The 25,381-nt window shown below is 72.6% G+C and carries 15 protein-coding genes and 1 pseudogene; 14 read left to right on the top strand and 2 right to left on the bottom strand.

Annotation, left to right across the window (positions count from 1 at the left end; translation table 11 throughout):
• The first annotated feature begins 217 nt into the window (after nucleotides 1–217).
• From ACVCAG_RS34795 to ACVCAG_RS34755, 9 genes are all read left to right on the top strand, one after another.
• Nucleotides 218–7,180, top strand: a complete 6,963-nt coding sequence (locus ACVCAG_RS34795) for an amino acid adenylation domain-containing protein (protein WP_447191129.1) — start codon at nucleotides 218–220, stop codon at nucleotides 7,178–7,180.
• The gene (locus ACVCAG_RS34790) at nucleotides 7,177–12,771 is read left to right on the top strand and encodes an amino acid adenylation domain-containing protein (RefSeq protein ID WP_440085825.1); all 5,595 of its coding nucleotides are present in this window, start codon (nucleotides 7,177–7,179) and stop codon (nucleotides 12,769–12,771) included. The genes ACVCAG_RS34795 and ACVCAG_RS34790 overlap by 4 nt, the downstream gene beginning before the upstream one ends.
• On the top strand, nucleotides 12,768–13,880 hold the full coding sequence (locus tag ACVCAG_RS34785) for a saccharopine dehydrogenase NADP-binding domain-containing protein (protein ID WP_440085826.1): 1,113 nt from the start codon (nucleotides 12,768–12,770) through the stop codon (nucleotides 13,878–13,880). Before ACVCAG_RS34790 ends, ACVCAG_RS34785 begins: the two co-directional genes overlap by 4 nt.
• Nucleotides 13,877–15,004 (top strand): Gfo/Idh/MocA family oxidoreductase, encoded by a 1,128-nt coding sequence (locus ACVCAG_RS34780; protein ID WP_440085827.1) that lies wholly within the window; start codon nucleotides 13,877–13,879, stop codon nucleotides 15,002–15,004. The genes ACVCAG_RS34785 and ACVCAG_RS34780 overlap by 4 nt, the downstream gene beginning before the upstream one ends.
• On the top strand, nucleotides 15,001–15,780 hold the full coding sequence (locus tag ACVCAG_RS34775; protein WP_440085828.1) for an alpha/beta fold hydrolase: 780 nt from the start codon (nucleotides 15,001–15,003) through the stop codon (nucleotides 15,778–15,780). The genes ACVCAG_RS34780 and ACVCAG_RS34775 overlap by 4 nt, the downstream gene beginning before the upstream one ends.
• 42 nt (nucleotides 15,781–15,822) lie before the next feature.
• Nucleotides 15,823–16,221 (top strand): nuclear transport factor 2 family protein, encoded by a 399-nt coding sequence (locus ACVCAG_RS34770; protein ID WP_440085829.1) that lies wholly within the window; start codon nucleotides 15,823–15,825, stop codon nucleotides 16,219–16,221.
• A gap of 66 nt (nucleotides 16,222–16,287) precedes the next feature.
• A complete protein-coding gene (locus ACVCAG_RS34765) occupies nucleotides 16,288–17,397 on the top strand; it encodes an ATP-binding cassette domain-containing protein (RefSeq protein ID WP_447191128.1) in 1,110 nt (369 codons plus the stop codon).
• Nucleotides 17,394–18,182 carry an ABC transporter permease gene (locus ACVCAG_RS34760; RefSeq protein ID WP_440085831.1) on the top strand — a complete coding sequence of 263 codons (789 nt, stop codon included), beginning with the start codon at nucleotides 17,394–17,396 and terminating at the stop codon, nucleotides 18,180–18,182. The genes ACVCAG_RS34765 and ACVCAG_RS34760 overlap by 4 nt, the downstream gene beginning before the upstream one ends.
• On the top strand, nucleotides 18,179–18,934 hold the full coding sequence (locus ACVCAG_RS34755) for an ABC transporter permease (RefSeq protein ID WP_362690915.1): 756 nt from the start codon (nucleotides 18,179–18,181) through the stop codon (nucleotides 18,932–18,934). The genes ACVCAG_RS34760 and ACVCAG_RS34755 overlap by 4 nt, the downstream gene beginning before the upstream one ends.
• A gap of 98 nt (nucleotides 18,935–19,032) precedes the next feature.
• On the opposite strand, the gene ACVCAG_RS34750 is transcribed toward ACVCAG_RS34755, so the two are convergent.
• Nucleotides 19,033–19,716, bottom strand: coding sequence for a methyltransferase domain-containing protein (locus tag ACVCAG_RS34750; RefSeq protein ID WP_440085832.1), 684 nt, complete (start codon nucleotides 19,714–19,716; stop codon nucleotides 19,033–19,035).
• Nucleotides 19,717–19,827: 111 nt separating this feature from the next.
• Here ACVCAG_RS34750 and pdxH point away from each other — a divergent pair, with 111 nt between their 5' ends.
• From pdxH to ACVCAG_RS34725, 5 genes and pseudogenes are all read left to right on the top strand, one after another.
• Entirely contained in the window at nucleotides 19,828–20,472 is a 645-nt protein-coding gene (gene pdxH, locus ACVCAG_RS34745; RefSeq protein ID WP_440085833.1) for a pyridoxamine 5'-phosphate oxidase, read from the top strand.
• A gap of 89 nt (nucleotides 20,473–20,561) precedes the next feature.
• Nucleotides 20,562–22,262 carry a (2,3-dihydroxybenzoyl)adenylate synthase gene (locus ACVCAG_RS34740; RefSeq protein ID WP_447191127.1) on the top strand — a complete coding sequence of 567 codons (1,701 nt, stop codon included), beginning with the start codon at nucleotides 20,562–20,564 and terminating at the stop codon, nucleotides 22,260–22,262.
• Complete coding sequence (locus ACVCAG_RS34735) at nucleotides 22,259–23,443, top strand: 3-deoxy-7-phosphoheptulonate synthase (RefSeq protein ID WP_447191126.1); 1,185 nt, start codon at nucleotides 22,259–22,261, stop codon at nucleotides 23,441–23,443. Before ACVCAG_RS34740 ends, ACVCAG_RS34735 begins: the two co-directional genes overlap by 4 nt.
• A gap of 35 nt (nucleotides 23,444–23,478) precedes the next feature.
• A complete protein-coding gene (locus tag ACVCAG_RS34730) occupies nucleotides 23,479–24,114 on the top strand; it encodes a DUF2461 domain-containing protein (RefSeq protein WP_447191167.1) in 636 nt (211 codons plus the stop codon).
• Nucleotides 24,115–24,384: 270 nt separating this feature from the next.
• Nucleotides 24,385–24,606, top strand: a pseudogene (locus ACVCAG_RS34725) (hypothetical protein); the annotation flags it as partial.
• A gap of 85 nt (nucleotides 24,607–24,691) precedes the next feature.
• On the opposite strand, the gene ACVCAG_RS34720 reads toward ACVCAG_RS34725, so the two are convergent.
• The coding region (locus tag ACVCAG_RS34720) for an Ig-like domain-containing protein (RefSeq protein WP_447191125.1) at nucleotides 24,692–25,381 on the bottom strand (690 nt) is incomplete at its 5' end.

Below are 25,381 nucleotides of genomic sequence, written 5' to 3'. Positions count from 1 at the left end.
CGAAATAGGTGCCTGAATATTTTCCGGAATGTCCGGACGGGCAATTGGTAAGTGCCTCCGGCGTGTCTTCGCAGGAGCACGGCCGCCCTGATGGGTAGTTAGGTAAGGCATACTTAATCGCTGTCCGGCTACATCGTCGAGCATTCCGCCGGCAGAAGGCGATTTCGTGAATTGCCGCATTTCGTGGCCCGTGACAACGTGAATCGCTATGTGGGACATGTCGATTCGCGGTCGCATCCGCCGCCCCGAGCCGCTGGAGAGCACCGTGGCCGAGGTCACGGGGCAGGAGTGCCGCGCGTTCCAGACGCCCTTCGACGGCGGCCTGCTGCTGCTGGCCGAGATCTCCGGGGAGCTCTCGGAGAACGGGCCGGCCGAGCTCGTCCGGCGGATGCGCGCCGCCGTGATCCGGGAGCACGGGCTGGTGGCCGACGTCGTCACGCTCGTGGCCCCCGGCGAGCTCCGGCGGCTCGGTGACGACCGGCTCGCGGTCCTCAACGGGTACCGCCGCGGCGAACTCGACGTGCGCCACAGCCACTCCCTGTCTCCGGGTCCGGCCTCCCCGTCGCCGGACCCGGCCTCACCCTCCCTCCCGTCCTCGGTGGACGCGGCCGACGGAGGCGCGCGGCCCGCCGAGCCGCTGACGTACGAGGCGGTCCGGCAGGCCACCGCGACCGTGCTCGGCCTGGACGCGTCCCGGCTGAACGGCGGGGACGACCTGATCCGCCACGGCCTCGACTCCATGCGGGTCATGCAGCTGGCCAACGAGTGGCGGCGCGGCGGTGTGGAGGTCAAGTTCGCCGACCTGTTCGAGGCTCCCACGCTCGACGACTGGTGGGAGCTGCTCTCCGCCGGCCAGGACACGGCCGGCGCGACGGCGGCCGGGCCTCGGGCGCCGGAGGTGGACGAGAGCGCGCCCTTCCCGCTCACCCCCGTCCAGCACGCCTACTGGATCGGCCGGCAGGACCGGCAGGTGCTCGGCGGCGTCGGCTGCCACTTCTACGCCGAGTTCGACGGCGCGGGCGTCGACGCGGAGGCCCTCGAAGGCGCCGTGCGCGCCCTGTTCGAGCGGCACGCGCTGCTGCGCGCCAGGTTCCTCGACGACGGCACCCAGCAGATCCTGGACCGCAGCCCCTGGCCGGGCCTCGTGGTACACGACCTGCGCCTGGACGACGGCGGACGTCTCGACGAGCTGCGCGAGACGTTCTCGCACCGGCGCCTGGAGGTCGAGCGCGGGGAGGTGTTCGACATCCGGCTCTCGCTGTTGCCCGGTGGCGCCCACCGGCTGCACGTCAACTTCGACCTGCTCGTGGCCGACGTGCGCAGCATCCAGATCATCCTGGAGGACCTGGCCGCGCTCTACTCCGGGCGGGGCGATTCGCTGCCGCCCCTGCGGTACGGCTTCCCCACCTACCTCGCCGAGCACGAGCTGCGCGGACGCGAGGCGCGCGAGAAGGACCGGGCCTACTGGCGGGAGCGGCTCGCCGACCTGCCCGAGGGGCCCCAGCTCCCGCTCGCGGTCGAGCCCGAGCGCGTCGAGCGGCCTCGCGTCGTCCGCCGCGGCCACTGGCTGCCGCCCGAGGGGCGCCACCTGCTCGCCGACCACGCCCGCACGCGCGGGGTGACCCTGCCCATGGTGCTGGCGGCGGCCTTCGCCGAGGTCATCGGTGCCTGGAGCGCCCAGCCGCGCTTCCTGCTCAACCTCCCGCTGTTCGACCGGCAGACGCTCCACCCCGACGTGCCCCTGATGGTCGCCGACTTCACGAACCTGATCCTCCTCGATGTCGACCTGACGCGGGAGGAGACCTTCCAGGACCGGGTCACGGCCCTGCAGAACCGCTTCATCGCGGACGTCGCCCACTCGGCCTACTCGGGCGTCGAGGTTCTCCGCGACCTCAACCGGGGCCGCCGCGGCGGGCAGGTCACGGCCCCGGTGGTGCTCACCAGCGCCGCCGGAATGGGCGACCTCGTGGGCCAGGACGTCCAGCGGAGCCTCGGGGCGCTCGGCTGGATGCTCTCCCAGACGCCGCAGGTGTGGCTGGACCACCAGGTGGTCGAGGTGGACGGAGGGCTGCTGTTCAACTGGGACGCGGTCGACGAGCTCTTCCCCGCCGGGATGCTGGACGCGATGTCCGGCGCCTTCGCCGGCCTGCTCGACTGGCTCGCCGAGGGCGACTGGGACCGCCGGCTCCCCACGCTCACCCCCTCCGGCCAGTTGCTGGTGCGGGCGGGGGTGAACGCGACGGCGGGTGCGGTGCCGGAGGGGTTGCTGCATTCGGGGTTCTTCGGGTGGGCGGCTCGGGAGCCGGGTCGTACGGCGGTGGTGTGGGACGGTGGTGAGCTTTCCTACGGGGAGCTGGCGGGGCGGGCGCTGGGGGTGGCCGGGTGGTTGCGCGGGCACGGCGTCACGCCGGGCGACGCGGTCGCCGTCTCCCTGCCCAAGGGGCCGGACCAGGCCGTGGCCGTGCTCGGCGTGCTGGCCGCCGGGGGCGTGTACGTCCCGGTGGGGGTGGACCAGCCGGAGACCCGCAAGGAGCGGATCTATCGCCGGGCCGGGGTGCGGCTGGTGCTGACCGGCGACGACGACTCGTCCGCCGGTTCTGATGGCGGTTCGGAGGGTGGTGTCGAGCGGGTCGGTGTGGGGGTGGCGGTGGGTGCGGTGCCGTTGGAGGCGCCGGTGGTGGTGGACGCGGGGTCGTCGGCGTATGTGATCTTCACGTCGGGGTCGACGGGGGAGCCGAAGGGTGTGGAGGTGTCGCATCGGGCGGCGTTGAACACGGTGGTGGACGTCAACGGGCGGTTCGGGGTGGGGGAGTCGGATCGGGTGCTGGCGTTGTCGGCGCTGGACTTCGACCTGTCGGTCTGGGACCTGTTCGGCCTGCTCGGAGTGGGCGGCGCGCTGGTCCTCGTCGAGGAGGACTCCCGGCGCGAGGCCCACCACTGGCTGAAGCTCATGGAGGCGCACGGGGTGACGGTGTGGAACACCGTCCCGGCGTTGCTGGACATGCTGCTGGTGGCCGAGCCGGAGCGGTTGCCGGGTGGGTTGCGGCTGGCGTTGTTGTCGGGTGACTGGGTGGGGCTGGATCTGCCGGGCCGGTTGCGGGCGGCGGCGCCGGGGTGCCGGTTGGTGGCGTTGGGGGGTGCGACGGAGGCGGCGATCTGGTCGAACTTCTTCGAGGTGCCGGCGTCGGTGCCGTCGTCGTGGCGGTCGGTGCCCTACGGGACGCCGTTGGCGAACCAGTGTTTCCGGGTGGTGGACGGGCGGGGGCGTGATTGCCCGGACTGGGTGCCGGGGGAGTTGTGGATCGGTGGTGCGGGGGTGGCGAAGGGGTATCGGGGTGATGCCGAGACCACGGCGGCGAAGTTCGTCGAGGTGGGTGGGGTGCGCTGGTATCGCACCGGTGACATGGGCCGGTACTGGCCTGACGGCACGTTGGAGTTCCTGGGCCGTGTGGATCATCAGGTCAAGGTCCGCGGGCACCGCATCGAACTCGGCGAGATCGAGACCGCCCTGCGTGCCCACCCCGCCGTGGAGAGCGCCGTCGCCGTCACGGTCGGGGAGCCGACCCGGCGCCTGGCCGCGCTGGCCGTCACCCGCGACGGGACCGGCGAGACGGCCCTGCACGACTGGCTGGCCGGGCGCCTGCCCGCCTACATGGTTCCCGAGCAGCTCACCGTCGCGGAGAGCCTGCCGCTGAGCGCCAACGGCAAGGTCGACAGGGGCGCGGTGCGGACCCTTCTCGCAGACCGGCTCGCCGGTCGCGTCGAGCGGCTCGACCCGCCCGAGGAGGGCATGGAGACGGCCGTGGCGGAGATCTGGTCCGAGCTGCTCGGGCTGCCCGCCGTCGGCCGCGACCAGAGCTTCTTCACGCTCGGCGGCGACAGCCTCCTCGCGACCCGCCTGGTGACCCGGCTGCGCGCCGCCGGGATCGCCGGGGCCGAGCTCGGCACTCTCTTCGAGACGCCGGTCCTCGCCGAGTTCGCGGCGACCCTCGAACCCGGCGACCCCGAGCGCCCCCTGCCCGCCCTGGTCCCCGACCTCGAACACCGCCACGACCCCTTCCCGCCGACCGACGTGCAGCGCGCCTACTGGGTCGGGCGGACCGACGACTTCGCGCTCGGCGGCGTGGGCTGCCACTTCTACACCGAGTACGACACGGTCGGCACCGACATCCCCCGGCTGGAGGAGGCGTGGAACGCGCTCATCCGCCGGCACGAGATGCTGCGCGCGGAGTTCCTCCCCGACGGCAGGCAGCGCATCCTGCCCGAGGTGCCGCGCTTCACGATCCCCGTCGTCGACGCCGGCGCCGACGGCGAGGACGACGCGGACACCGCGCTGGCCCGGCTGCGCGAGGACATGTCGCACCAGCTCATCGACGCGACCCGCTGGCCGCTGTTCGACGTGCGCGCCGTGCGCTACGGCGCCGGCCGCACGCGCGTCGGCGTCAGCTTCGACAACATCGTCCTGGACGCGCTCAGCTCGATGATCGTCCTGCGGGAACTGGAGACCCTCTACGCCGACCCCGGCGCGGAGCTGCCCCCGGTGGAGCTGTCCTTCCGTGACTACGTCCTCGGCGTCCACCCGGAACCCGCCGCGCTGGAGCGCTCGCAGCGGTACTGGTCGGAGCGGGTCGCCGATCTGCCCCCGGGGCCGCAGCTGCCGCTCGCCGCCGACCCCTCGCAGATCGGCCGCCCCCGCTTCACGCGCAGGGAGGGCCGCCTGTCCCCCGAGCAGTGGCGAGCCGTCAAGGCCACGGCCAAGGAGCACGGGCTCACCCCCTCCACGGTGCTGGCCACCGCCTTCGCCGAGGTCCTCGGCGCCTGGAGCGCCCGGCAGGACCTCACGATCAACCTCACCCTCTTCGACCGCAGGGAGGTCCACCCCGACATCAACCGCGTCCTGGGCGACTTCACCTCGCTGCTGCTCGTCGCCTACGAGCCCGCCGCGGGGGAGACCTGGCTCGACGGCGCCCGGCGCCTGCAACGGCAGGTGGTACGCGACCTGGAGCACAGCGACGTCTCCGCCATCTGGGTGATGCGCGAGCTGGCCAGGCGCACCGGCTCCGCCGAGGTCTCCATGCCGGTGGTGTTCACCAGCACGCTCGGCGTGACCGGCGACGGTGACCTCTGGGACGCGGACTCCCAGATCTTCGCCGAACCCGTCTGGGGCGTGTCCCAGACGCCGCAGGTGTGGCTGGACCACCAGGTGATGGAGATCGGCGGCGGCCTGTTCTTCAACTGGGACGCGGTCGAGGAGCTCTTCCCGCCCGGCGTGCTCGACGCCATGTTCGGCGCCTTCGCCGGGATGCTCGAATGGCTGTCGGCCGGAAGCTGGGACTCCACGGCGCCGTGCCCGGTGCCCGCGGACCAGTTGCTGGTGCGGGCGGGGGTGAACGCGACGGCGGGTGCGGTGCCGGAGGGGTTGCTGCATTCGGGGTTCTTCGGGTGGGCGGCTCGGGAGCCGGGTCGTACGGCGGTGGTGTGGGACGGTGGTGAGCTTTCCTACGGGGAGCTGGCGGGGCGGGCGCTGGGGGTGGCCGGGTGGTTGCGCGGGCACGGCGTCACGCCGGGCGACGCGGTCGCCGTCTCCCTGCCCAAGGGGCCGGACCAGGCCGTGGCCGTGCTCGGCGTGCTGGCCGCCGGGGGCGTGTACGTCCCGGTGGGGGTGGACCAGCCGGAGACCCGCAAGGAGCGGATCTATCGCCGGGCCGGGGTGCGGCTGGTGCTGACCGGCGACGACGACTCGTCCGCCGGTTCTGATGGCGGTTCGGAGGGTGGTGTCGAGCGGGTCGGTGTGGGGGTGGCGGTGGGTGCGGTGCCGTTGGAGGCGCCGGTGGTGGTGGACGCGGGGTCGTCGGCGTATGTGATCTTCACGTCGGGGTCGACGGGGGAGCCGAAGGGTGTGGAGGTGTCGCATCGGGCGGCGTTGAACACGGTGGTGGACGTCAACGGGCGGTTCGGGGTGGGGGAGTCGGATCGGGTGCTGGCGTTGTCGGCGCTGGACTTCGACCTGTCGGTCTGGGACCTGTTCGGCCTGCTCGGAGTGGGCGGCGCGCTGGTCCTCGTCGAGGAGGACTCCCGGCGCGAGGCCCACCACTGGCTGAAGCTCATGGAGGCGCACGGGGTGACGGTGTGGAACACCGTCCCGGCGTTGCTGGACATGCTGCTGGTGGCCGAGCCGGAGCGGTTGCCGGGTGGGTTGCGGCTGGCGTTGTTGTCGGGTGACTGGGTGGGGCTGGATCTGCCGGGCCGGTTGCGGGCGGCGGCGCCGGGGTGCCGGTTGGTGGCGTTGGGGGGTGCGACGGAGGCGGCGATCTGGTCGAACTTCTTCGAGGTGCCGGCGTCGGTGCCGTCGTCGTGGCGGTCGGTGCCCTACGGGACGCCGTTGGCGAACCAGTGTTTCCGGGTGGTGGACGGGCGGGGGCGTGATTGCCCGGACTGGGTGCCGGGGGAGTTGTGGATCGGTGGTGCGGGGGTGGCGAAGGGGTATCGGGGTGATGCCGAGACCACGGCGGCGAAGTTCGTCGAGGTGGGTGGGGTGCGCTGGTATCGCACCGGTGACATGGGCCGGTACTGGCCTGACGGCACGTTGGAGTTCCTGGGCCGTGTGGATCATCAGGTCAAGGTCCGCGGGCACCGCATCGAACTCGGCGAGATCGAGACCGCCCTGCACGCCCACCCCGCCGTACGCCACGCCGTGGTCACCACCGTCGGCCGGCCGGCCCGCCGCCTGGCCGCCCTCGTCGTCGCCGACGCGGATCCCCGGGCGCTCACCGAATGGCTGGCCGAGCGCGTGCCCGCCTACGCCGTACCGGCCACCGTCACCCTGCTGGAGCGGTTCCCGCTCAGCGCCAACGGCAAGGTCGACCGCGCCGCGCTGGCCAGGCTCGCCGAGCGGGACGTCCCCGCGGCGGCCGAGGACGAGCCGCCGTCCGGCCCCGTCGAGGAGAGGCTCGGCCGCATCTGGTGCGAGCTGCTCGGCATGGAGCGGGTCGGCCGCCACCAGAACTTCGTGACCCTGGGCGGCGACAGCATCCTGGCCGCCCGCCTCGCCGAGGAGATCCGCCGCGCCTTCGGCGCGGATCTCGCCCTGAGGCAGATATTCGCCGGTCCGACCGTCGCCGAACACGCGGTCCTGATCGAACAGCAGGAGACAGGAGCCTTCGAGGAGGGCGTCGTATGACAGCCGGTCAGCTCATCGCGGAACTAGAGAACCTGGGCGTACGCCTGTGGGAGGAATCAGGGCGGCTGCGCTTCCGGGCACCGCAGGGCGTGATGACCGAGGAGCGGAGGGCACAGCTCTCCGCGTACCGGGACGACCTGCTGGAGTGCCTGCGCGAGCCCGCCGGGGCACTGACCCCGGAACCGGCGGACCGGCACGAGCCGTTCCCGCTGACCGACGTCCAGGCCGCCTACATGCTGGGACGCAGGGAGGCCTTCGACTTCGGCGGCACCGCCTGCCAGGTCTACGCCGAGCTGGCCTTCGCCGAGCTCGACCCGCCCCGCCTGGAGGCCGCCTGGCAGCGGCTGGTCGGCCACCACGACATGCTCCGCGCGGTCGTCCACGTCGACGGCTACCAGCGGATCCAGCCCGACGTCCCCGCCTACCGGGTGCGCGTGACCGACCTGCGCGGGCGCCCGGCCCGGGAGGTGGACGCCCACCTGGAGGCCGTCAGGGCCGAGATGGACCACCGGGTCTACGACACCGGCACCTGGCCGCTGTTCGAGCTGCGCGTCACCCAGGCCGGCGACCGGGCCGTGCTGCACGTGTCCATCGACTTCCTGATCGCCGACTACCTCAGCATCCAGCTGCTGCTGACCCAGCTCAAGCGGCTCTACCTCGATCCGGGCCACGAGCTGCCCCCCCTGGAGATCGGCTTCCGCGACTACCTGCTCGCCGCCCGGCGGCAGCGCGACGGAGCCGCCTACGAGCGCGACCGCGACTACTGGGAGGGACGCGCCGACGACCTGCCGGGCCCGCCCGAGCTGCCCGTACGGGAGAACGCCGCCACCGAGGCCGGCCGTCGCTTCACCCGCCACCAGGTCACCTTCGACCCGCCGCGGTGGGCGCGCCTCCGCGCCCGGGCGGGCGCGCACGGCGTGACCCCGTCCACGGCGGTGCTGGCCGCCTTCGCCGAGGTCGTCGGACGCTGGAGCCGCCGCCCCCGCTTCTCGCTGAACCTGACACTGCTCAACCGGCAGCCGCTGCACCCGCAGGTGGGGGAGCTGGTCGGTGACTTCACCACCGTCAGCCTGCTCGCCGTCGAGGGCGGGCGGGGCACCGCGTTCCGCGACCGGGCCCGCGCGATCCAGGACCGGCTCTGGGAGGACCTCGATCACCGCCTCTACTCCGGGGTGGAGCTCATGCGGGAGATCGCCCGCCGCCGGGGCCGGGGTGCCGCGCTGATGCCCGTGGTGTTCACCAGCACGATCGGGCTCAGCGACGAGGCCGCCGGGCACGAGGGGATGAGCGGTCTCGCCGAGGTCGTGTACGGCGCGAGCCAGACGCCGCAGGTGTGGATCGACTGCCAGGCGGTGGTCGAGGGCGGCGCGCTGGAGGTCAGGTGGGACGTCCGTGACGGCGTGTTCCCCGAGGGGGTCGTGGAGGGCGCCTTCGAGGCCCTGTCCGGCCTGCTCGGCGAGCTGGCCGACACGGACGAGGCGTGGGACGCCACCTGCCCGGTCGAGCTGCCCGCCGCGCAGGCGCGCGAGCGCGAGAAGGTCAACGACACCGCCGCGCCGATGCCCTCGGGACTGCTGCACGAGCCGGTGGTCGCCCAGGCGCGCCGCACGCCCGAGCGGCCGGCCGTCGTCTCCGGCGGCCGGACCCTCACCTACGGCGAGTTGCTCGGCAGAGCGGAGGACGTGGCGCGGGTTCTGGCCTCGCGCGGCTTCGGCCGGGGCGACCTGGCCGCGGTCATGATGGAGAAGGGGTGGGAACAGGTCGTCGCGGTGCTCGGCACGCTGCTGGCCGGCGGCGCGTACCTGCCGGTGGACACCGGGCAGCCACCCGCCAGACGGGACAGGATCCTCACCGACGCGGGCGTCCGCCACGTGCTCGCCCAGTCGCGGATCGGCGACCGTCCGGAGGGCGCGATCGACGTCGACCTCCTGCCCGGCGCGTCCGGTCCGAGCGGCGCCGGACCCGGCGCGTCCGGTCAGAACGGCATCGCGTCCGGTCCGAATGGTGCCGGATTCTCCGTGCCCGGTCCGAGCGATGCCGCTTCCGCCCCGTCCGGCCCGAACGGCGTCGCGTCCGCCGTGGACCCGGGGGACCTCGCGTACGTGATCTACACGTCGGGCTCCACCGGTGCCCCCAAGGGTGTGATGATCTCCCACCGGGCCGCGCTCAACACCGTCGCCGACGTCAACCGGCGCTTCGCGGTGACGGCCGAGGACCGGGTCCTGGGCCTGGCGGGCCTGGGTTTCGACCTGTCGGTCTACGACATCTTCGGCCCGCTCGCCCTCGGCGGGACCCTCGTGCTTCCCGACGCGGGCAGCCGCGGGGACCCCGCGCACTGGGCCCGGCTGATCGACGAGCACGGTGTCACGCTCTGGAACTCCGTCCCCGCGCAGCTCCAGATGCTCGACCACTACCTCAGCTCCCAGCCGGAGCCCGGCCTGACATCGCTGCGGCTGGCGCTGCTCAGCGGCGACTGGATCCCGGTCAACCTCCCCGGCCGGGTGCGGGGCCGCCTGCCGGGGCTGGAGCTGGTCAGCCTCGGCGGGGCCACCGAGGCCGCCATCTGGTCGATCCACCACCCCATCGGCGAGGTCCCCGAGGGCTGGCGGAGCATCCCGTACGGCACGCCCCTGGCCAACCAGACCTTCCACGTCCTCGACGAGGACATGCGCCCGTGCCCCGACCACGTCCCCGGCGAGCTGTACATCGGCGGGGCGGGGCTGGCCCTGGGCTACCTCGGCGACGAGGAGAAGACCGCCCACAGGTTCGTCACGCACCCGGTCACCGGTGAGCGCCTCTACCGCACCGGCGACCTGGGCCGCTACCACCCCGGCGGCACCATCGAGTTCCTCGGCCGCGAGGACCGGCAGGTCAAGATCCGCGGGCACCGGATCGAGCTCGCCGAGGTCGAGGCGGCCGTCCAGGCCCACCCGGCGGTCGCCGCGGCGGACGTGCTCGTCGAGGGCACCGGCCTGGACCGGCGGCTGGCCGCGTTCGTGGAACCGGTCCGCCTCGAACGGACGCCGGACGCCGACGACCCGGTGCCGGAGATGACCGCCGCGGGATCGGCGGCGGGCGACGTGCACACCCGGCACATCGACCGCGCCGAGCTCCTGGAGTTCTTCGGCCGCCTGGACCGGGCCGCGGTGCTCGGCATGATGTGGGCGCTGCGCCGCCGGGGACTGTTCGAGACGGCCGGGCAGGAGGCGACCCTGGAGGAGATCCTGGCCGCGACCGGGGCCGCGCCTCGCCACCACCGCCTGGTCCGCAGGTGGCTGCGGGTCCTGGTCGACGAGGGGCTGCTGGAGCGCGAGTCCGGCCGCTTCCGCGCGCTGCGCACGGCCGGTGCCGACGACCTGGAACAGGCCTGGCGGCAGGTCGGCGAGCTGCAGCGCGAGGACAGCTACAAGGCCGAGCTCATCGACTACTTCAGGACCAGCACCGAGCACCTGCCCGAGCTCGTCCGTGACGAGATGGACCCGCTGCCGCTGCTGTTCCCCGAGGGCCGCCTGGAGATATCCGAGGCCGCCTACCGCGAGAACATCATCAGCCGCTACGTCAACCACGCCGCCATCGCGATCCTCACCGACATCGCCGGGCGCCACGAGGGACGCCTGAACGTCCTCGAGGTCGGGGCGGGTGTGGGCGGCACCAGCGCGCAGATGATCCCCGCGCTGGCCGGTTTCGACGTCGACTACCTGTTCAGCGACGTCTCGCCCTTCTTCCTCAACGAGGCCAGGGAGCGCTTCGGCGACCGTCCCTGGGTGCGCTACGGCCTGTTCGACATCAACCAGGACTACCGCGAGCAGGGCTACACCGCCTGCTCCTTCGACGTCATCCTCTGCGCCAACGTGCTGCACAACGCGCGGCACGCGGGCCGGGTGCTGGCCAGGCTCAGGGAGATGCTGGCGCCCGGCGGCTGGCTGGTCTTCATCGACACCACCAAGGACAGCTACCAGATCATGACCTCGATGGAGTTCATGATGCCGGAGAAGGACCCGCGCAAGTGGGACTACGAGGACCTCCGCAAGGGCCGCGACCAGACGTTCCTGGGGCGCGAGCAGTGGCTGGAACTCCTCACCGAGGCCGGCGCCGACGCCACCCTCTGCCTGCCGGGACCCGGCGACGCCACCGTCACCCTCGGCCAGAGCGTCTTCGCGGCCCGCTTCAAGAACGACCGCGCGCGGCTGGACGCGCCCGGCCTCACCCGGCACCTGGCCGAGCGGCTCCCCGAGTACATGATCCCCGGACACATCCAGGTCGTGGACGCCCTCCCGCTCACCGGCAACGGGAAGATCGACCACGACACGCTGCGCTCCTGGCTGCCCCGCGCCGTCGCCGGGCGGGCCGCGGCCGGAGGTCCCCCCGCCGACGACCTCGAACGCGCGCTCGCCACGGTGTGGGCCGAGGTCCTCGGCCTGCCCGAGGTCACCAGGGACGGCGACTTCTTCGAGCTGGGCGGCGACTCCCTCGTCATCGCCAAGCTCGCCGCGCGCCTGCGCGAGGAGGTCCCCGCCACCCGCGACGTGTTCTGGGACGACCTCGTCCGGCAGATCCTGCACCGGCCCACCGTGGCCGCGCTGGCCGAGCACCTGCGCCGCTCGCACGACGAAGGGGAGCAGGGCACCCGGCAGGCCGCCTCCCCGCTCGTGCGCCTCGGCGACGACGGGAGCGAAAGCGGCGGCGAGAGCGGCGAGGCCCTGCGCGTGCTGGTCCACGAGGGCGGCGGCACACTGGCCCCGTACCGCGCGCTCGCCCGGCGCCTGGCGGACAAGGGAGGCCCGCTGGCGGGCCTGGCCGTCACGGAGGTGGAGCCCTATCTCGCCGAGGATCCGGAGGGGCTCATCGAGCGTCGCGCCGCCCGCTACGCCAGGACGCTGCTCGACAGCGGCTCCACCCGCTTCCACATCGTCGGCTACTGCATGGGCGGGCTGCTGGCCACCGAGGTCGCCAGGCACCTCACCGAGGCGGGCGCCGACGTGGAGACCCTCACCGTGATCAGCAGCTACACCCTGCCTCGCGTCATCGAGGACGAGCTGGTCGCGGAGTACGTCTTCGCCCGCGTCATGGGCGTCGACCCCGCCGACGCCGGCTACCCCGGCGACGAGGACGTGATGTCCAGGGTGTTCGAGCTCCTGCTCGGCGAGAACCCCGAGCGGGTGCCCAGGGGCCGGGTGGCGGAACTCACCGGCGACCCGGCCGTGGAGGCCGCCGCCGCCGACTTCCGGCGGCTCGCCGCCGTCGCCCCCGAGGAGAGGCTGGCCGCCATCGGCCGCGCCGCCACCGCCGCCCACTCCGACCGGGAGGTCGAGCGGCACGTGAACTCCCTCTTCCGGGTGGTCAAGCACAGCCTGGACGCCGTCGGCAGGCACGTCCCCCAGCCGTACGCGGGGGACATCACCTTCCTGCGGCAGCTCGGCGACACCAGGTTCCTGCCGTGGCTGCGCGACGACATGACCGGCTTCTGGCGCGACCTGTGCCTGGGGGACCTGGACGTGGTCGACATCCCCGGCGACCATTTCTCCTGCCTGCAGCCGCCCAACGTCGACCAGGTGGCGGACGTGCTGGACCGGATACAGGGGGAGCGATGAGAGCCGTCGGGATCCTCGGCTGCTACGGGGCGGTCGGCCGCTCCGCCGTGCGCAGGCTCCGCGAGGCGGGCATCGGCCCGCTCCGGCTGGGCGGCAGGGATCCCGGCAGGGTCGGGGAGCTGGCGGAGCGGGACGCCTCCGGCCCCGCCGACGAGGCCGTGGCCGTGGACATCGCCGACGCCGCCTCGCTCGCCGCGTTCTGCGACGGCTGCCGCCTGGTGCTCAACTGCGCCGGGCCGTCATGCGTGATTCTCGACACGGCCGCCCGCGCGGCCCTGGCCGCGGGCGCCCACTACGTCGACGTCGCCGGGGACGCCGCCGCGTTCGACGGCGTCTCCCGCGCGGCCCGCGACAGCCCGGGACTGGTCGCGCTCCTGTCGGCCGGCATGATGCCCGGCCTGTCGGCGCTGCTGCCCCGCCACCTCGCCGCCGGATTCGACCGGCCCGAGCGGCTGCGGGCGTACACCGGGGGCCTGGACCTGTTCACGCCGGCGGCCGCGCTCGACTACGTGGCCTCGCTGTCGGGCGGGTACGCCACGCCGCTGGCCGCCTGGCGCGGCCACCAGGTGATCCCGCGCGCGCTGCGTCCCGGCATGGGCGTGCGGGTGCCGCACTTCCCCGGCAGGGTCGACACCTACCCCTACCTCGCCGCCGAGACCGAGCGGCTCGCCAGGGAACTCGGCCTCGCCGAGGTCGAGTGGGCGAGCGTGTTCGACGGCGACCTCACGGCCGCCGCGCTCGGCAGGCTCCAGGACATGGACGCCGAGGAGGCCGCCGCGGAACTGGTGCGGGTCTCCCGGCTGGAGGCGTTCGGGCGTTCCCCGTACTTCCAGCTGGTCTTCGAGATGTCCGGGGAGTCCGGTGGCGCGACCGTGACCCGCACGCTCCTCGCGCGTGCGGCCGACGGCTACGAGCTGACCGCGGCGGTCGCCGCCGCGGCGGTGGAGGCGGTGGAGGCCGGGCGGGTCCCGCCGGGACCGGGCGAGGCGGCGGACGTGCTCGACCCGGCCCGGGTCTTCGCCGCGCTTCTCGACGACCCGCGGGTCACCCGCCTGGAGATCGTCGAAGGGGCGGCGCACACCGCGCCGGTGGAGGAGGGGGTCCTGTGAGCGACCGGCCACGCGTCATCGTCTGCGGCACCGGTTTCGGGCGGGTGCACCTGGCGGCGCTGGAACGGCCGGGCACGCCGTTCGAGCTCGCCGGAGTGCTGGCCAGGGGAGGCGAGCGTTCGCGCCTGTGCGCCGAGCGCGCGGGGGTGCCGCTGTTCACCGACGTGGACGAGATACCCGCCGATGTCGACCTGGCCTGCGTGGTGCTCCTCGCCGACGTCAACGGCGGCCCCGGCAGCCAGGTGGCGGCCAGGCTGATGGAACGCGGCGTCCACGTGCTGCAGGAGGCGCCGCTGCTGCACGACGAGCTCGCCGCCTCGCTGCGCGCCGCCCGCCGCAACCGGGTCGTCTTCCGGGTCAACACGCACTACGTCCACCTCGATCCGGTACGGCGGTTCGTGGCCGCCGCCAGGACGCTGCTCGCCCGCGGGCCCGCGCTTTTCGTCGACGCCGCCTGCGGCGTCCAGGTCTCCTACACCATGTTCGACATCCTGGGCCAGGCCCTCGGCGGGCTGCGGCCGTGGGGCTTCGCGGAACCGGGCCGGCTGCCCGAGACGGTACGGCGGCTGTCGGAGAGCGCGCCGCCCTTCCGTACCGTCGACGGCGTGCTGGCGGGCGTCCCGCTCACCCTGCGGGTGCAGAACCAGCTGCACCCCGCCGACCCCGACAACCACGCCCACCTCCTGCACCGGATCACCCTCGGCACCGAGGGCGGCACGCTCACGCTGGTCAACACCCACGGCCCCGTGCTGTGGTCGCCCCGGCCGCACCTGCCGGCCCGCGCCAGGGAGCTCACCGCGCTGGACGGCGCCGAGGACGAGCACCTCGACTTCCCCAGCTGCGTGCCCGTCGGCCCGGCGCGCGCCCCCAGCTACCGGGAGATCCTCGGCGAGATGTGGCCGGCCGGGGCCGGGCGGGCGATCGACGCCGCGTGGGAGGCGGTCCGCAGTAACCGGGATCCCTTGAAGGAGGGGCAATATCATCTCTCCGTGAGCAAGGCGTGGCAGGATGTTGCGGCGGTCCTGGGCTATCCGGAACGACTCGCGGGGCCGTCTCCCCGTCCGCTGTCGGCCGGTGATCTGATGTCCGCGATGACCGCAGAACACCAGGAGGTGCCCCTATGACCATCACCGGCGACGACCTGCTGGCGCGATGGCTGCGCCGCTACCGGGACGTGCCCGTGCCCGGCCTGAGGCTGGTCTGCTTCCCGCACGCGGGGGGCGCGGCCGGCTTCTTCAGGACGTGGGCCGCGCGGCTGCCGTACGGTGTGGAGCTCTACTCCGTCCAGTATCCCGGCCGTCAGGACCGCATCCAGGACGACTTCGCCTCCGACATGGACGCGCTCGCCGGTCCCGTCGCCGCGGCGCTTCGCCCCCTGTGCGACCGCCCGCTCGCGCTGTTCGGCCACAGCATGGGCGCGGCCGTCGCCCACGAGGTGGCGATGCGGCTCGAGGAGGGCGGAAGCGGGCCGCTCGCCGGGCTGTGCGTCTCCGGGCGCCCGGCGCCCGACCGCACCCGGCACGCCGAGGTGCACCTCGGCGGCGACGAGGCGCTCCTGGCCGACCTGCGCAAGCTCGGCGGCACCGACGAGGAGGTCCTCGCCGACCCCGACCTGCGCGAGCTCGTGCTCCCCGCGCTGCGCGCCGACTACCGCCTGATCGAGACGTACGAGGCGCCGCCCGCGCCGCCGGTGAAGACCCCCGTCCACGTCTTCTTCGGGGACGCCGACCCGGAGGTCGACGGGGACGAGGCCGCCGCGTGGTCGCGTCACACCTCCGGCGCGTTCACCCTGCGGACCTTCCCCGGCGACCACTTCTATCTGCTGCCCAACGAGGCCGGCGTGGTCGAGGAGGTGATGCGCGCCTGCGGCCCGGTCGATCCGTGGCCTTCGACCCCCTAACACTCCCGAGATTCCACGACAGAGTCAAAGAGAGGAACCATCATGGGTAACGGTGCCATCGAGAAGGAACTGCTCCTCCTGGAGGAGCAGGGCTGGAGCGCGATCTCGAAGGGCGACGGGGAGTTCTACCGGCGGCTGGTCACGGAGGAGACGCTGTGCGTCGAGCCCGACGGCCTGCAGACCGGCGCGGAGCTCGCCGCCGACATCGACGCCAACCCCTCACCGTTCGACGACTACAAACTGGAGGACGTCAAGGTCCTGCCGCTCACCGGCGACAGCGCGATCATCACCTACCGCGCCGTCGTGCGGCTCAGCCAGACCGATTTCACCTTCCAGCTCTACATGACCAGCGCCTACGTGCGGCACGACGGCGGCTGGAAGCTGATCTTTCACCAGCAGACGCCCGTGAAGGAGGAAAACCAGGAGGCCCAGGCGAGCTGACCCGGGTTCCCGCTCTCCTCCCGGGCATATGGATGGGACCACTTCTCACACTAGGGAGGCACCACCATGAACGGAGGCGGCATCGACGTCGACCACCTCCGCAAGACCTTCGGCAAGAAGGTGGCCCTGGACGACGTGTCATTCGTGGTCGAGCCCGGCAGCATGGTCGGCCTGCTCGGCAGGAACGGCGCCGGCAAGACCACAGTGATCAACTGTCTCAGCACGCTGCTCCCGCCGGACGGCGGGCGCGCCACGGTCGCCGGCCACGACGTGGTGAGCGATCCGGTCGGAGTGCGGGCGTCCATCGCCCTCACCGGGCAGTTCGCCGCGGTCGACGAGGTCCTCACCGGGCGCCAGAACCTGGTGCTCTTCGGCCGCCTGCTGAAGCTGAGCAAGAAGGCGGCCCACGCGCGTGCCGAGGAGCTCCTGTCGGGATTCGGGCTGACCGAGGCGGCCGGCGATCCGGTGGGCTCCTACTCGGGAGGGATGCGCCGCAGGCTGGACCTGGCGGCCAGCCTCGTGGTGGAACGGCCTGTGATCTTCCTGGACGAGCCCACGACGGGGCTCGACCCCGCCGGGCGGCGCGAGGTGTGGGACGTCGTCTCCGGTCTGCGCAGCGGCGGCACCACCATCCTGCTGACCACCCAGTACCTGGAGGAGGCCGACCGCCTCGCCGATCGCATCGTCGTCGTCGAGGGCGGCGTGGTCATCGCCGAGGGCACCCCGCGGGAGCTGAAGGACCAGGTCGGTGGCACCGTCTGCGCCGTCCACATCGAGTCGGCGACCGAACGCGAGAAGGCGCTCGGCGCCCTGCGCGGCGCGATGGACGGCACCGCCGAGCACGACGGCGTCATCACCGTGCCCGGCGCCACCGTCCGTACGATCGCGGAGGTGGCGCGGATCCTCGGTGACGCGGGCATCGAGCCCGACGACGTGGCACTGCGCCGCCCGACGCTCGACGACGTCTTCTTCGCGCTGACCGGGACGGCGCCCAGCGCCGCCGGAGACGGCACCGGAGACGGCACCGGAGACGATGGCGCAGGCGACGGTGACGCGGGAAGCGGGCCGGGCGGCTCCGACGGTTCCGGGAACCGGGACGCCGGATCGCAGTCCCGCGACGGCGGTTCGGCGAGGACCCCGGAGAGCGGGCCGGCGCGGCAGGGAGCCAGGCCGTGACCGCGGTGCCGGTGCGGACCGAACGCGGGCTCGGCAACCTCGCGCGGCAGGGGATGCTGCTCGCGGGCCGCAACATCCGGCTCACCTCGGTGTCCGACACGATCAGCACCATGATCGTCTTCCCGGTGATCTTCGTGTTCGGCTTCCTCGCCCTGTTCGGCAACCTGTTGCAGGTCAAGGGCATCGAGTACGCGCAGTTCCTGCCACCGGCACTCGTCGTGCAGTGGATGTTCTCGGTCGCCATCTCCACCGCGTTCTTCTTCGCCTCGGACCGGCGCTCGGGCATCCTCGCGCGATACCGCGCGCTCGCGATCAACCGCGGCGCCGTGGTGGTCGGCCGGATGGCCGCCGACGTGCTGCGCGCGCTGCTGGCGATCGCGGTGATCGTGGCCGCCGGATACGTCGCGGGCTTCCGCTTCGAGGCCGGGCCGCTCGCGGCGCTCGGGTTCGTGGCGCTGGCGGTCGGGTTCGCGCTCACGCTCTCCGCAGGGACGAGCGCGCTCGGGCTGGCCTCCAAGGAGCCGGAGACGGTCTCCTCGACCCTGCACCTCGTCTACATGCCGCTGCTGATGATCTCCTCGGCGTTCGTGCCCGCGGACGCGTTCCCGGCCTGGCTGGAGCCGGTGGTGCGCCTCCAGCCGGTCACCGCGGTGATCGACGCGTTGCGGGCGCTGGCCGAGGGCGGGCCCACCGCGGGCCCGGTGACGCGGGCGCTCCTGTGGATGGCGGGGCTGCTGGTCCTGTTCTCCCTGGCGGCCGTGCGGGCGTTCAGGAGGGCGACATGAACACTCTCACCGAGACCGGCCTGCTGGCCGGCCGCAACCTGCGGAGGTTCTTCAAGACGCCGCAGCTGGTCGCCGACACGGTCATGTTCCCCGTCATCCTGCTGTTCCTGATGCTGCTGGTCTTCGGCGAGCTGGTCGGCGCGGCCACCCGTGGCGCCTACATCGACCGCCTGGCCCCGGTGATCATCCTGTTCAGCGCCGCCTACGGCGCGGTCGGGACCGGCATCGGCTTCCACACCGACCTGAGGACCGGCCTTGTCGACCGGTTCCGCGCGATGGACATCGGCAGGCTCTCGGTCCTGACGGGCAGGCTGGCCGGAGACCTGGTGCGGGTTCTGATCGTCGCGGTGGTCACCACCGCGGTGGCCTATCTCGCCGGCTTCCGCTTCACCCAGGGGCCGCTCGCCGCCCTGGCCTTCTTCGGGGTCGTCCTGCTGTTCGCCTCGATGTTCCTGTGGCTGGCGATGGTGGTGGCGCTGACCGCGTCCAGCGAACAGGCGGTCAGCGGCGCGCTCAACACCCCGGTGACCCTTCTGCTGTTCCTGTCGTCGGGCTTCGTGCCGCTCGAGCAGTTTCCCGGTTTCCTGCAGCCGATCGTGCGGGCCAACCCGCTCTCCCTGGGCGGCGACGCCCTCGTGGGGTTGTCGCAGGGCGGCCCGGTGGCGGCGCCGGTACTCTTCACGCTGGCGTGGACGGTGGTGGTGACCGCGATATCGGCACCACTTTCCGTTCGGCTCTACCGGAGGCGGTAATTCGCCGCGACGATCATCGGGAGCCGGTGACGATTCCGACATGAATTGTCGGGGAACGGCGCCGGATAAATGTGGAGGAAGAATTCCTCCGAGCCTTTTCAGGCTCGGAGGAATTCGATCAGCCGGTAGTTTATGCGGCCCTGCGGCGCGAGGCACTCCGCGGCTCGCAGGGTGACCTGGCGCCAGCCGTGCCCGGCGGCGATCTCGTCGATCAGCGACGCGTTCCCGAGGTCGGTGAACCCGAGCAGCAGCCTGCCGCCCGGGTGCAGGCGGGCCGCGGCGCCGGCGAGGTAGGCCTCGTGCGCGGCGTATCCGGGGTCGAAGAACGCCCGGTCGAGGTCGTCGGCCGGGGCCTCTCCCGCCGGCGCCTCGACGAAGTTGGAGTTCCAGTAGATCATGTCGAAGCGCTCGTCCTCGCCCAGCGGCTCGAACATGTCTCCGCAGCTCACGCGGACACGATCGGCCACGCCGTGCCGTTCGGCGTTGCGCCGCGTGTTGTCGGCCGCCGCCCGGCTCATGTCGATCGCGGCCACCTCGGCGCAGCCGCGCAGGGCGGCGGTCACGGCGATGTAGCCCGTGCCGCTGCCGACCTCGCAGAAGCTCCCGAACAGGGGATAGGGGATCCACTCGGCGTACAGCGCCGACGACTGGGCCAGGTGGGGCGCGTAGACGCCGGGCAGCAGGTCCCATTCGAGGCCGAGCAGGCGGAACGTCCGCGGCCCGGTTATTTCCCTGTGCCGGGCCAGCAGATTTCCCGCGGCCTCCTGCGCGCGAGTATTCATCGGCTCTCTCCGATCTCCGGTTGACATTGCGTCTCTCAATTATAGGCATTAGCGTTTAAAGCATGCCAGCCGTGGCATGGTGCCGAAAGACATTCAACAGAGGGAATAAAGATGTCGATGACAGCAGACCTCTCGCGGCTGGGCGCCTCCTACCGCAGGGAGGGGGTGGAGCCCTCGGAACTGGAGAGCGACCCGCTGGCGCAGTTCCGCCGCTGGCACGAGGAGTGGCTCGCCGCCGCCCGTCCGGCGAGCTCGTCCGCCGTCCTCGCGACCGCGGACGACGCGGGCCGTCCTTCGGCCCGCTGGGTGGACGTGGCGTACGTGGACCACGGGTTCGTGTTCTTCACCGACCACGGCAGCCGCAAGGGCGCCGACCTCGCCGTCAACCCGCGGGCGGCCCTCTGCTTCGGCTGGCTGGAGGTGGGCCGCCAGGTGCGCGTCGAGGGCGAGGCGGCCAGGATCCCCGACGTGGAGTCGGACGCCTTCTTCGCCACCCTGCCCAGGGGGATCCAGTCGCTCGCGTGGGCGACCGACCAGCGCCGGATCGTGAACGGCGGGCAGGAGCTCCGGGAGAGCCTGGCCGAGGTCGGCGAGCGTTTCTCCGGTCAGGAGGTGCCGCGCCCCGTCCACTGGGGCGGCTACCGCCTGGTGCCGGGGGAGGTGGAGTTCTGGCAGCGCCGCGCCGACGAGGTCCAGGACCGGTTCCGCTACAGCCGCGAGGGCGGCGGCTGGCGGATCGACCAGGTGGCCCCCTGAGGGCGGACGCCGAGGAACAGGTGGCCCCGCGGGAGCCGCCGGGCGACCGGCGGCTCTCCGGGAGCGGAGGCCGCCGGGAAAGGAGACCCATGCTTGCCGGATGTGTGGAATGGCCATCGGAGGTCGCGGCCTTCTATCGGAGGGAGGGCTACTGGCGCGGTGAGACGCTCGGCGACCTGCTGCGCCGCCTCGCCGCCGCCCACGGCTCCCGGACCGCGCTGGTGGCGGGGGAGACCCGCTGGACCTACCGCGAGCTCGACGAGCGGGCAGACCGGCTGGCGGCGGGCCTGAGCCGCCTCGGGATCGGTCACGGTGACCGCGTGCTGGTGCAGCTGCCGAACGTTCCGGAGCTGGTGGTGTTGTGCTTCGCGCTGTTCCGTCTCGGCGCGCCGCCGGTGCTGGCGCTGCCGCCCCACCGCGGCAGCGAGATCGGGCACCTCGCCGAGGCCACCGGCGCCGTCGCGTACGTGATCCCCGACGTCTTCCAGCGGTTCGACCACCGTGAGCTCGCCCGCCGGGTACGGGCGGAGGCGCCGTCGCTCGCGCATGTGCTCGTCGTCGGCGACCCGCAGGAGTTCACCGCCCTCGCCGACCTCGAAGCAGGCCCCGAGGCCGTCCCCGAAACCACTCCCGAGCCGGGTGACGTCGCGCTGTTCCTGCTGTCGGGCGGCACCACCGGCCGTTCCAAGCTCATTCCGCGCACGCACGACGACTACGCGTACAACATCAGGGTCAGCGCGGAGAACGCCGGTCTCGACGAGACCTCGATCTACCTGGCGGCCCTGCCGGTGGCCCACAACTACGCGCTCGGCTGCCCCGGCGTGCTGGGCACGTTGCAGGCGGGCGGCACGGTCGTGCTCTCCCCGGCACCCAGCCCCGACGAGGCGTTCCCCCTGATCGAGCGGGAGCGGGTGACCGTCACCGGCCTGGTGCCCTCCCTCGCGCTGCTGTGGGTGGAGGCGGCCGGCTGGTCGCCGCAGGACCTGTCCAGCCTCCGCCTTGTCCAGGTCGGCGGCGCGGCGGTCTCCCCGGACCTCGCCCGCCGGGTGGGCAAGGAACTGGGGCGGGTCCAGCAGTCCTTCGGCATGGCGGAGGGACTGCTCAGCCAGAGCCGCGGCGACGATCCGGACGAGCTGCTGGAGACCACGCAGGGCAAGCCGATCTCCCCGGCCGACGAGGTGCGCATCGTCGGCGAGGACGGCGAGGAGGTGGCCCCCGGCGAGGTCGGCGAGCTCCTCGCCCGCGGCCCCTACACCATCCGCGGCTACTACCGGGCCGCCGACCACAACGCCGCCGCCTTCACCCCGGACGGCTTCTTCCGCAGCGGCGACCTGGCTCGCCTCACCCCGTCGGGCCATCTCGTCATCTCCGGCCGGGTCAAGGACGTGATCAACCGGGGTGGTGACAAGGTGCCCGCCGACGAGGTGGAGGACCACCTGCTGGCCCATCCGGGCGTCCGCGCCGCGGCGGTGGTCGCCATGCCGGACGAGTTCATGGGGGAGCGCTCGTGCGCCTACCTCGTCGCCACCGCCACGAACACCGACACGAGCACCGCCACGAACACCGCCATGAACACCGCCATGAACACCGCCACGAACACCGACACGAGCACCGCCGCCGGTGTCGCCCTCGACCTGCCGTCCATCGCGGCCTTCCTGCACGAACGCGGGGTCGCCGCCTACAAGGTGCCCGACCGGATCGAGGTGGTCGCGGCCCTGCCGCTGACCCCGGTGGGGAAGGTCGACAAGGCCGATCTCCGCGCCCGGCTCAGGGACGGTGACGGATCGTGAAGACCACAACCACCACGGCCACCACGGCCACCACGGTCGCCGCCCAGCAGCCGGAGTGGAGCGACCCGGAGGCGCTCGAGGAGGTCAGGCGAGAGCTGCGCTCCCGGCCGCCGCTGGTCACCGAGGACGAGTGCGCGACGCTGGCGAAGTCGCTGGAGCGGGTCGCGCGCGGCGAGGCGTTCATGCTCCAGGGCGGCGACTGCGCCGAGCGTTTCCGCGAGGCCAACGCCGAGGAGACGGGCAGGAAGGTCGACCAGCTCCACTCCCTCTCCGGCCGCCTGCGCGCCGGTTCGGGTGCCGGCGTCGTGGCGATAGGCCGGATGGCCGGGCAGTACGGCAAGCCGCGTTCCGAGTCGTGGGAGAGCGCCCCCGACGGCGGGGTCATCCCCACCTACCGGGGCGACGCGGTCAACGGCCCGGCGGCCGAGCCCGGCGCCCGTTTCGCCGACCCCACCCGCCTGCTGCGGGCCTACGACTGCGCCGGGCGCGTGCTGGCCGCCGTACGGGCCTCCTGGGAGGGGCGCGAGGCCACCGAGCGGGTGCACGTCTCGCACGAGGCGCTGCTCCTGGACTACGAGTACCCCCTGGCCAGGGACGGTGCCACGGGCCGCTACGCCTCCTCGGCGCACTCGGTGTGGATCGGCGACAGGACCCGCTCCGTCGACGGCCCGCACGTCGCCTTCGCCTCCTCGGTCGCCAACCCCGTCGGCGTCAAGATCGGCCCGTCGATCGGCCCGGCCGAGGCGGTCCACCTCAGTACCCTGCTCAACCCCGGCGCGCTCCCCGGCCACCTCACCTTCATCGTGCGCATGGGCAGCGCGCGGATCCGGCGCCTGCTTCCCGAGCTGGTGGGCGAGGTCGCCAGGCGGGGCATGCCGGTGGTGTGGGTGTGCGACCCCATGCACGGCAACACGATGCGGATGGGTACGGGGGTCAAGACACGGCCGATGGAGGCGATCCTGGAGGAGACCACCGCGTTCGTCCGGATCCTGCGCTCCCTGCGCGAGCATCCCGGAGGGCTGCACCTGGAGATGACGCCGCAGGACGTGACGGAGTGCGTGTCCGCCCCGCGCCCGTTCTCGGCGCCGCCGCCCCTGTCGCGCTACCGGACTGCCTGCGACCCGAGGTTGAACGCCGAGCAGGCCTGCGAGGTCGTCGAGCGATTCGCGGGCATGCTGTGAGCGTACGAGCGTGAGCGCAGGAGAGGAGAGACGACATCACCGGCTTCCAGGGGATCGGCAGGAAGGCGTTCGCCTTCTACGAGGAACTCGCCGCCGACAACACTCGTGAACACTGGCACAGGAACAAGGAGACCTACGAGACCGAGGTCCGCGAGCCGCTGCTCGCCCTGCTCGAGGAGCTGGAGGACGAGTTCGGGCAGGCCAAGCTGTTCCGGCCGCAGCGCGACACCAGGTTCACCGGCGACAAGTCGCCGTACAAGACCTACCAGGGGGTGACGGTCGGCGTGGGCGGCACCGTCGGCTACTACCTCCAGCTCCAGGCCGACGGGCTGTTCCTGGGGGCGGGCTTCCACTCCTTCGACTCCGCCGACACCGCCCGCTACCGGGCCGCGGTGGACGCCGACGGGCCGGGCAAGGAACTCGTCAAGATCACCGACCGTCTGGTGCGGGACGGGTTCGAGCTCGTCGGCGAGCGCGTCAAGACCCAGCCGCGCGGCTACTCCGCGGACCATCCGCGCATCGAGCTGATCCGTCACAAATCGCTGGGAGCCGAGCGGACCGTCCCGAAGTCCAGGCTCCAGGGCCGCAAGGCGCTCACCGAGGTACGCGACGGCTGGCGCAAGGTCCGCCCCCTCGCCGACTGGCTGCTGGAACACGTGGCGACCGGCTGACCGGTCACCCCCGGCCGCGGGGTGTCCCGGGGCCGGGGGACGCGGGGCGGAGGTCCCGCAACCGTCGCCGTGTCCTGGTCGCCTGAGCAGCGCGGTGGGCCTGCCCGAGCAGCACGCCGGCGAAGGTCTCGGCGCCGAGGCGTCGCCGGTCGGCACCACGGCGGTCTGTCCGGCCTCGGCGGCGAGGTCGCCGGAGCAGTGCCCGCCTGTTGCCGCCGTGCTCCCGGCGGAGGCCGTCGAACGGGAGCCGGAGTTGCGGCACGGGCTCATCGGCTCCGCCGCGCAGTCAAGGCCCGCGGCCACTTTTCGAACGAGCAGGCCACGCTCAAGTGCGTCTACATGGCCATCATGAGCCTGGACCCGACCGGCAAGGGCCGCAAACGCTGGGTCACCCGATGGAAGGCCGCCCTTAACGCTTTCGCGATCACCTTCGACGGACGCCTGTCAGCCGACCAGAAGCAGACAACCAAAACGATCGGTTACACCGTTTGATCGACAGACCCGGTCAGGGAGCTGAGCGGTCGCGGGTCAGCGACCGATCGGTTTGCGGTGTGCGCACCCGAGGTTGCGTCCGCCTTCACGGCGTTCGTGTCGCGGCTGGGCAGGGCGGCGTCTGGAATACCACGCCGTCCAGGAAGTTGCCGAGCCCCGGATTATCCCCTGCGGCCGACACCGACTGGAAGGCGAATCGGGTGGTGGTCTGTCCCGGAGGCACGACATACACCCCGGTGTAGGAGCCCCAGGCGGTGTTGCCGTCGGAGATGTCCGGGGAGGAGGCCCCGGCGGGGGTTTGGGCCACGGGCGCGCCTGGCGCGCCGATGAGCACCCGCATCACGTCGGTCCCCATGCGGCCCCGGTGATACACCGACCAGGTCATCGGTGTTCCCGGAACGGTGGGCGCGTCTTGGTAGAGCAGGACGGCCGGGTCGGCGTTGAGCTCGGCGAACTGCTGGCCGTCGGCGGCCGGGACGGGGCTCCCGCCTCCGCCCTGGCCGCTTTGCCAGAACTCCAGCGTGCGACCGGCCGAGGTGGTGTGCCAGCCGGTGCTCGGGTTGGTGGAGGCATCGGGGATCATCCAGTCGATCGTGGCCACGGGTGGTGCCTCGAAGCTGCCGTTGACCAGGTTGACCGGTTTCCAGGGACAGGTGGCGGTGACGGTGACCGTGGCGGTGGCCGTTCCGCAGTCGGTGGTGATGGTGTAGGTGAAGGTGTCGGTGCCGACGAAGCCCGGAGCGGGGGTGTAGACCACGTTGGTGCCGGAGATGGT

This window comes from Streptosporangium sp. G12 (genome assembly GCF_052983175.1).
This window is presented reverse-complemented; position numbering and strand designations above follow the sequence as displayed.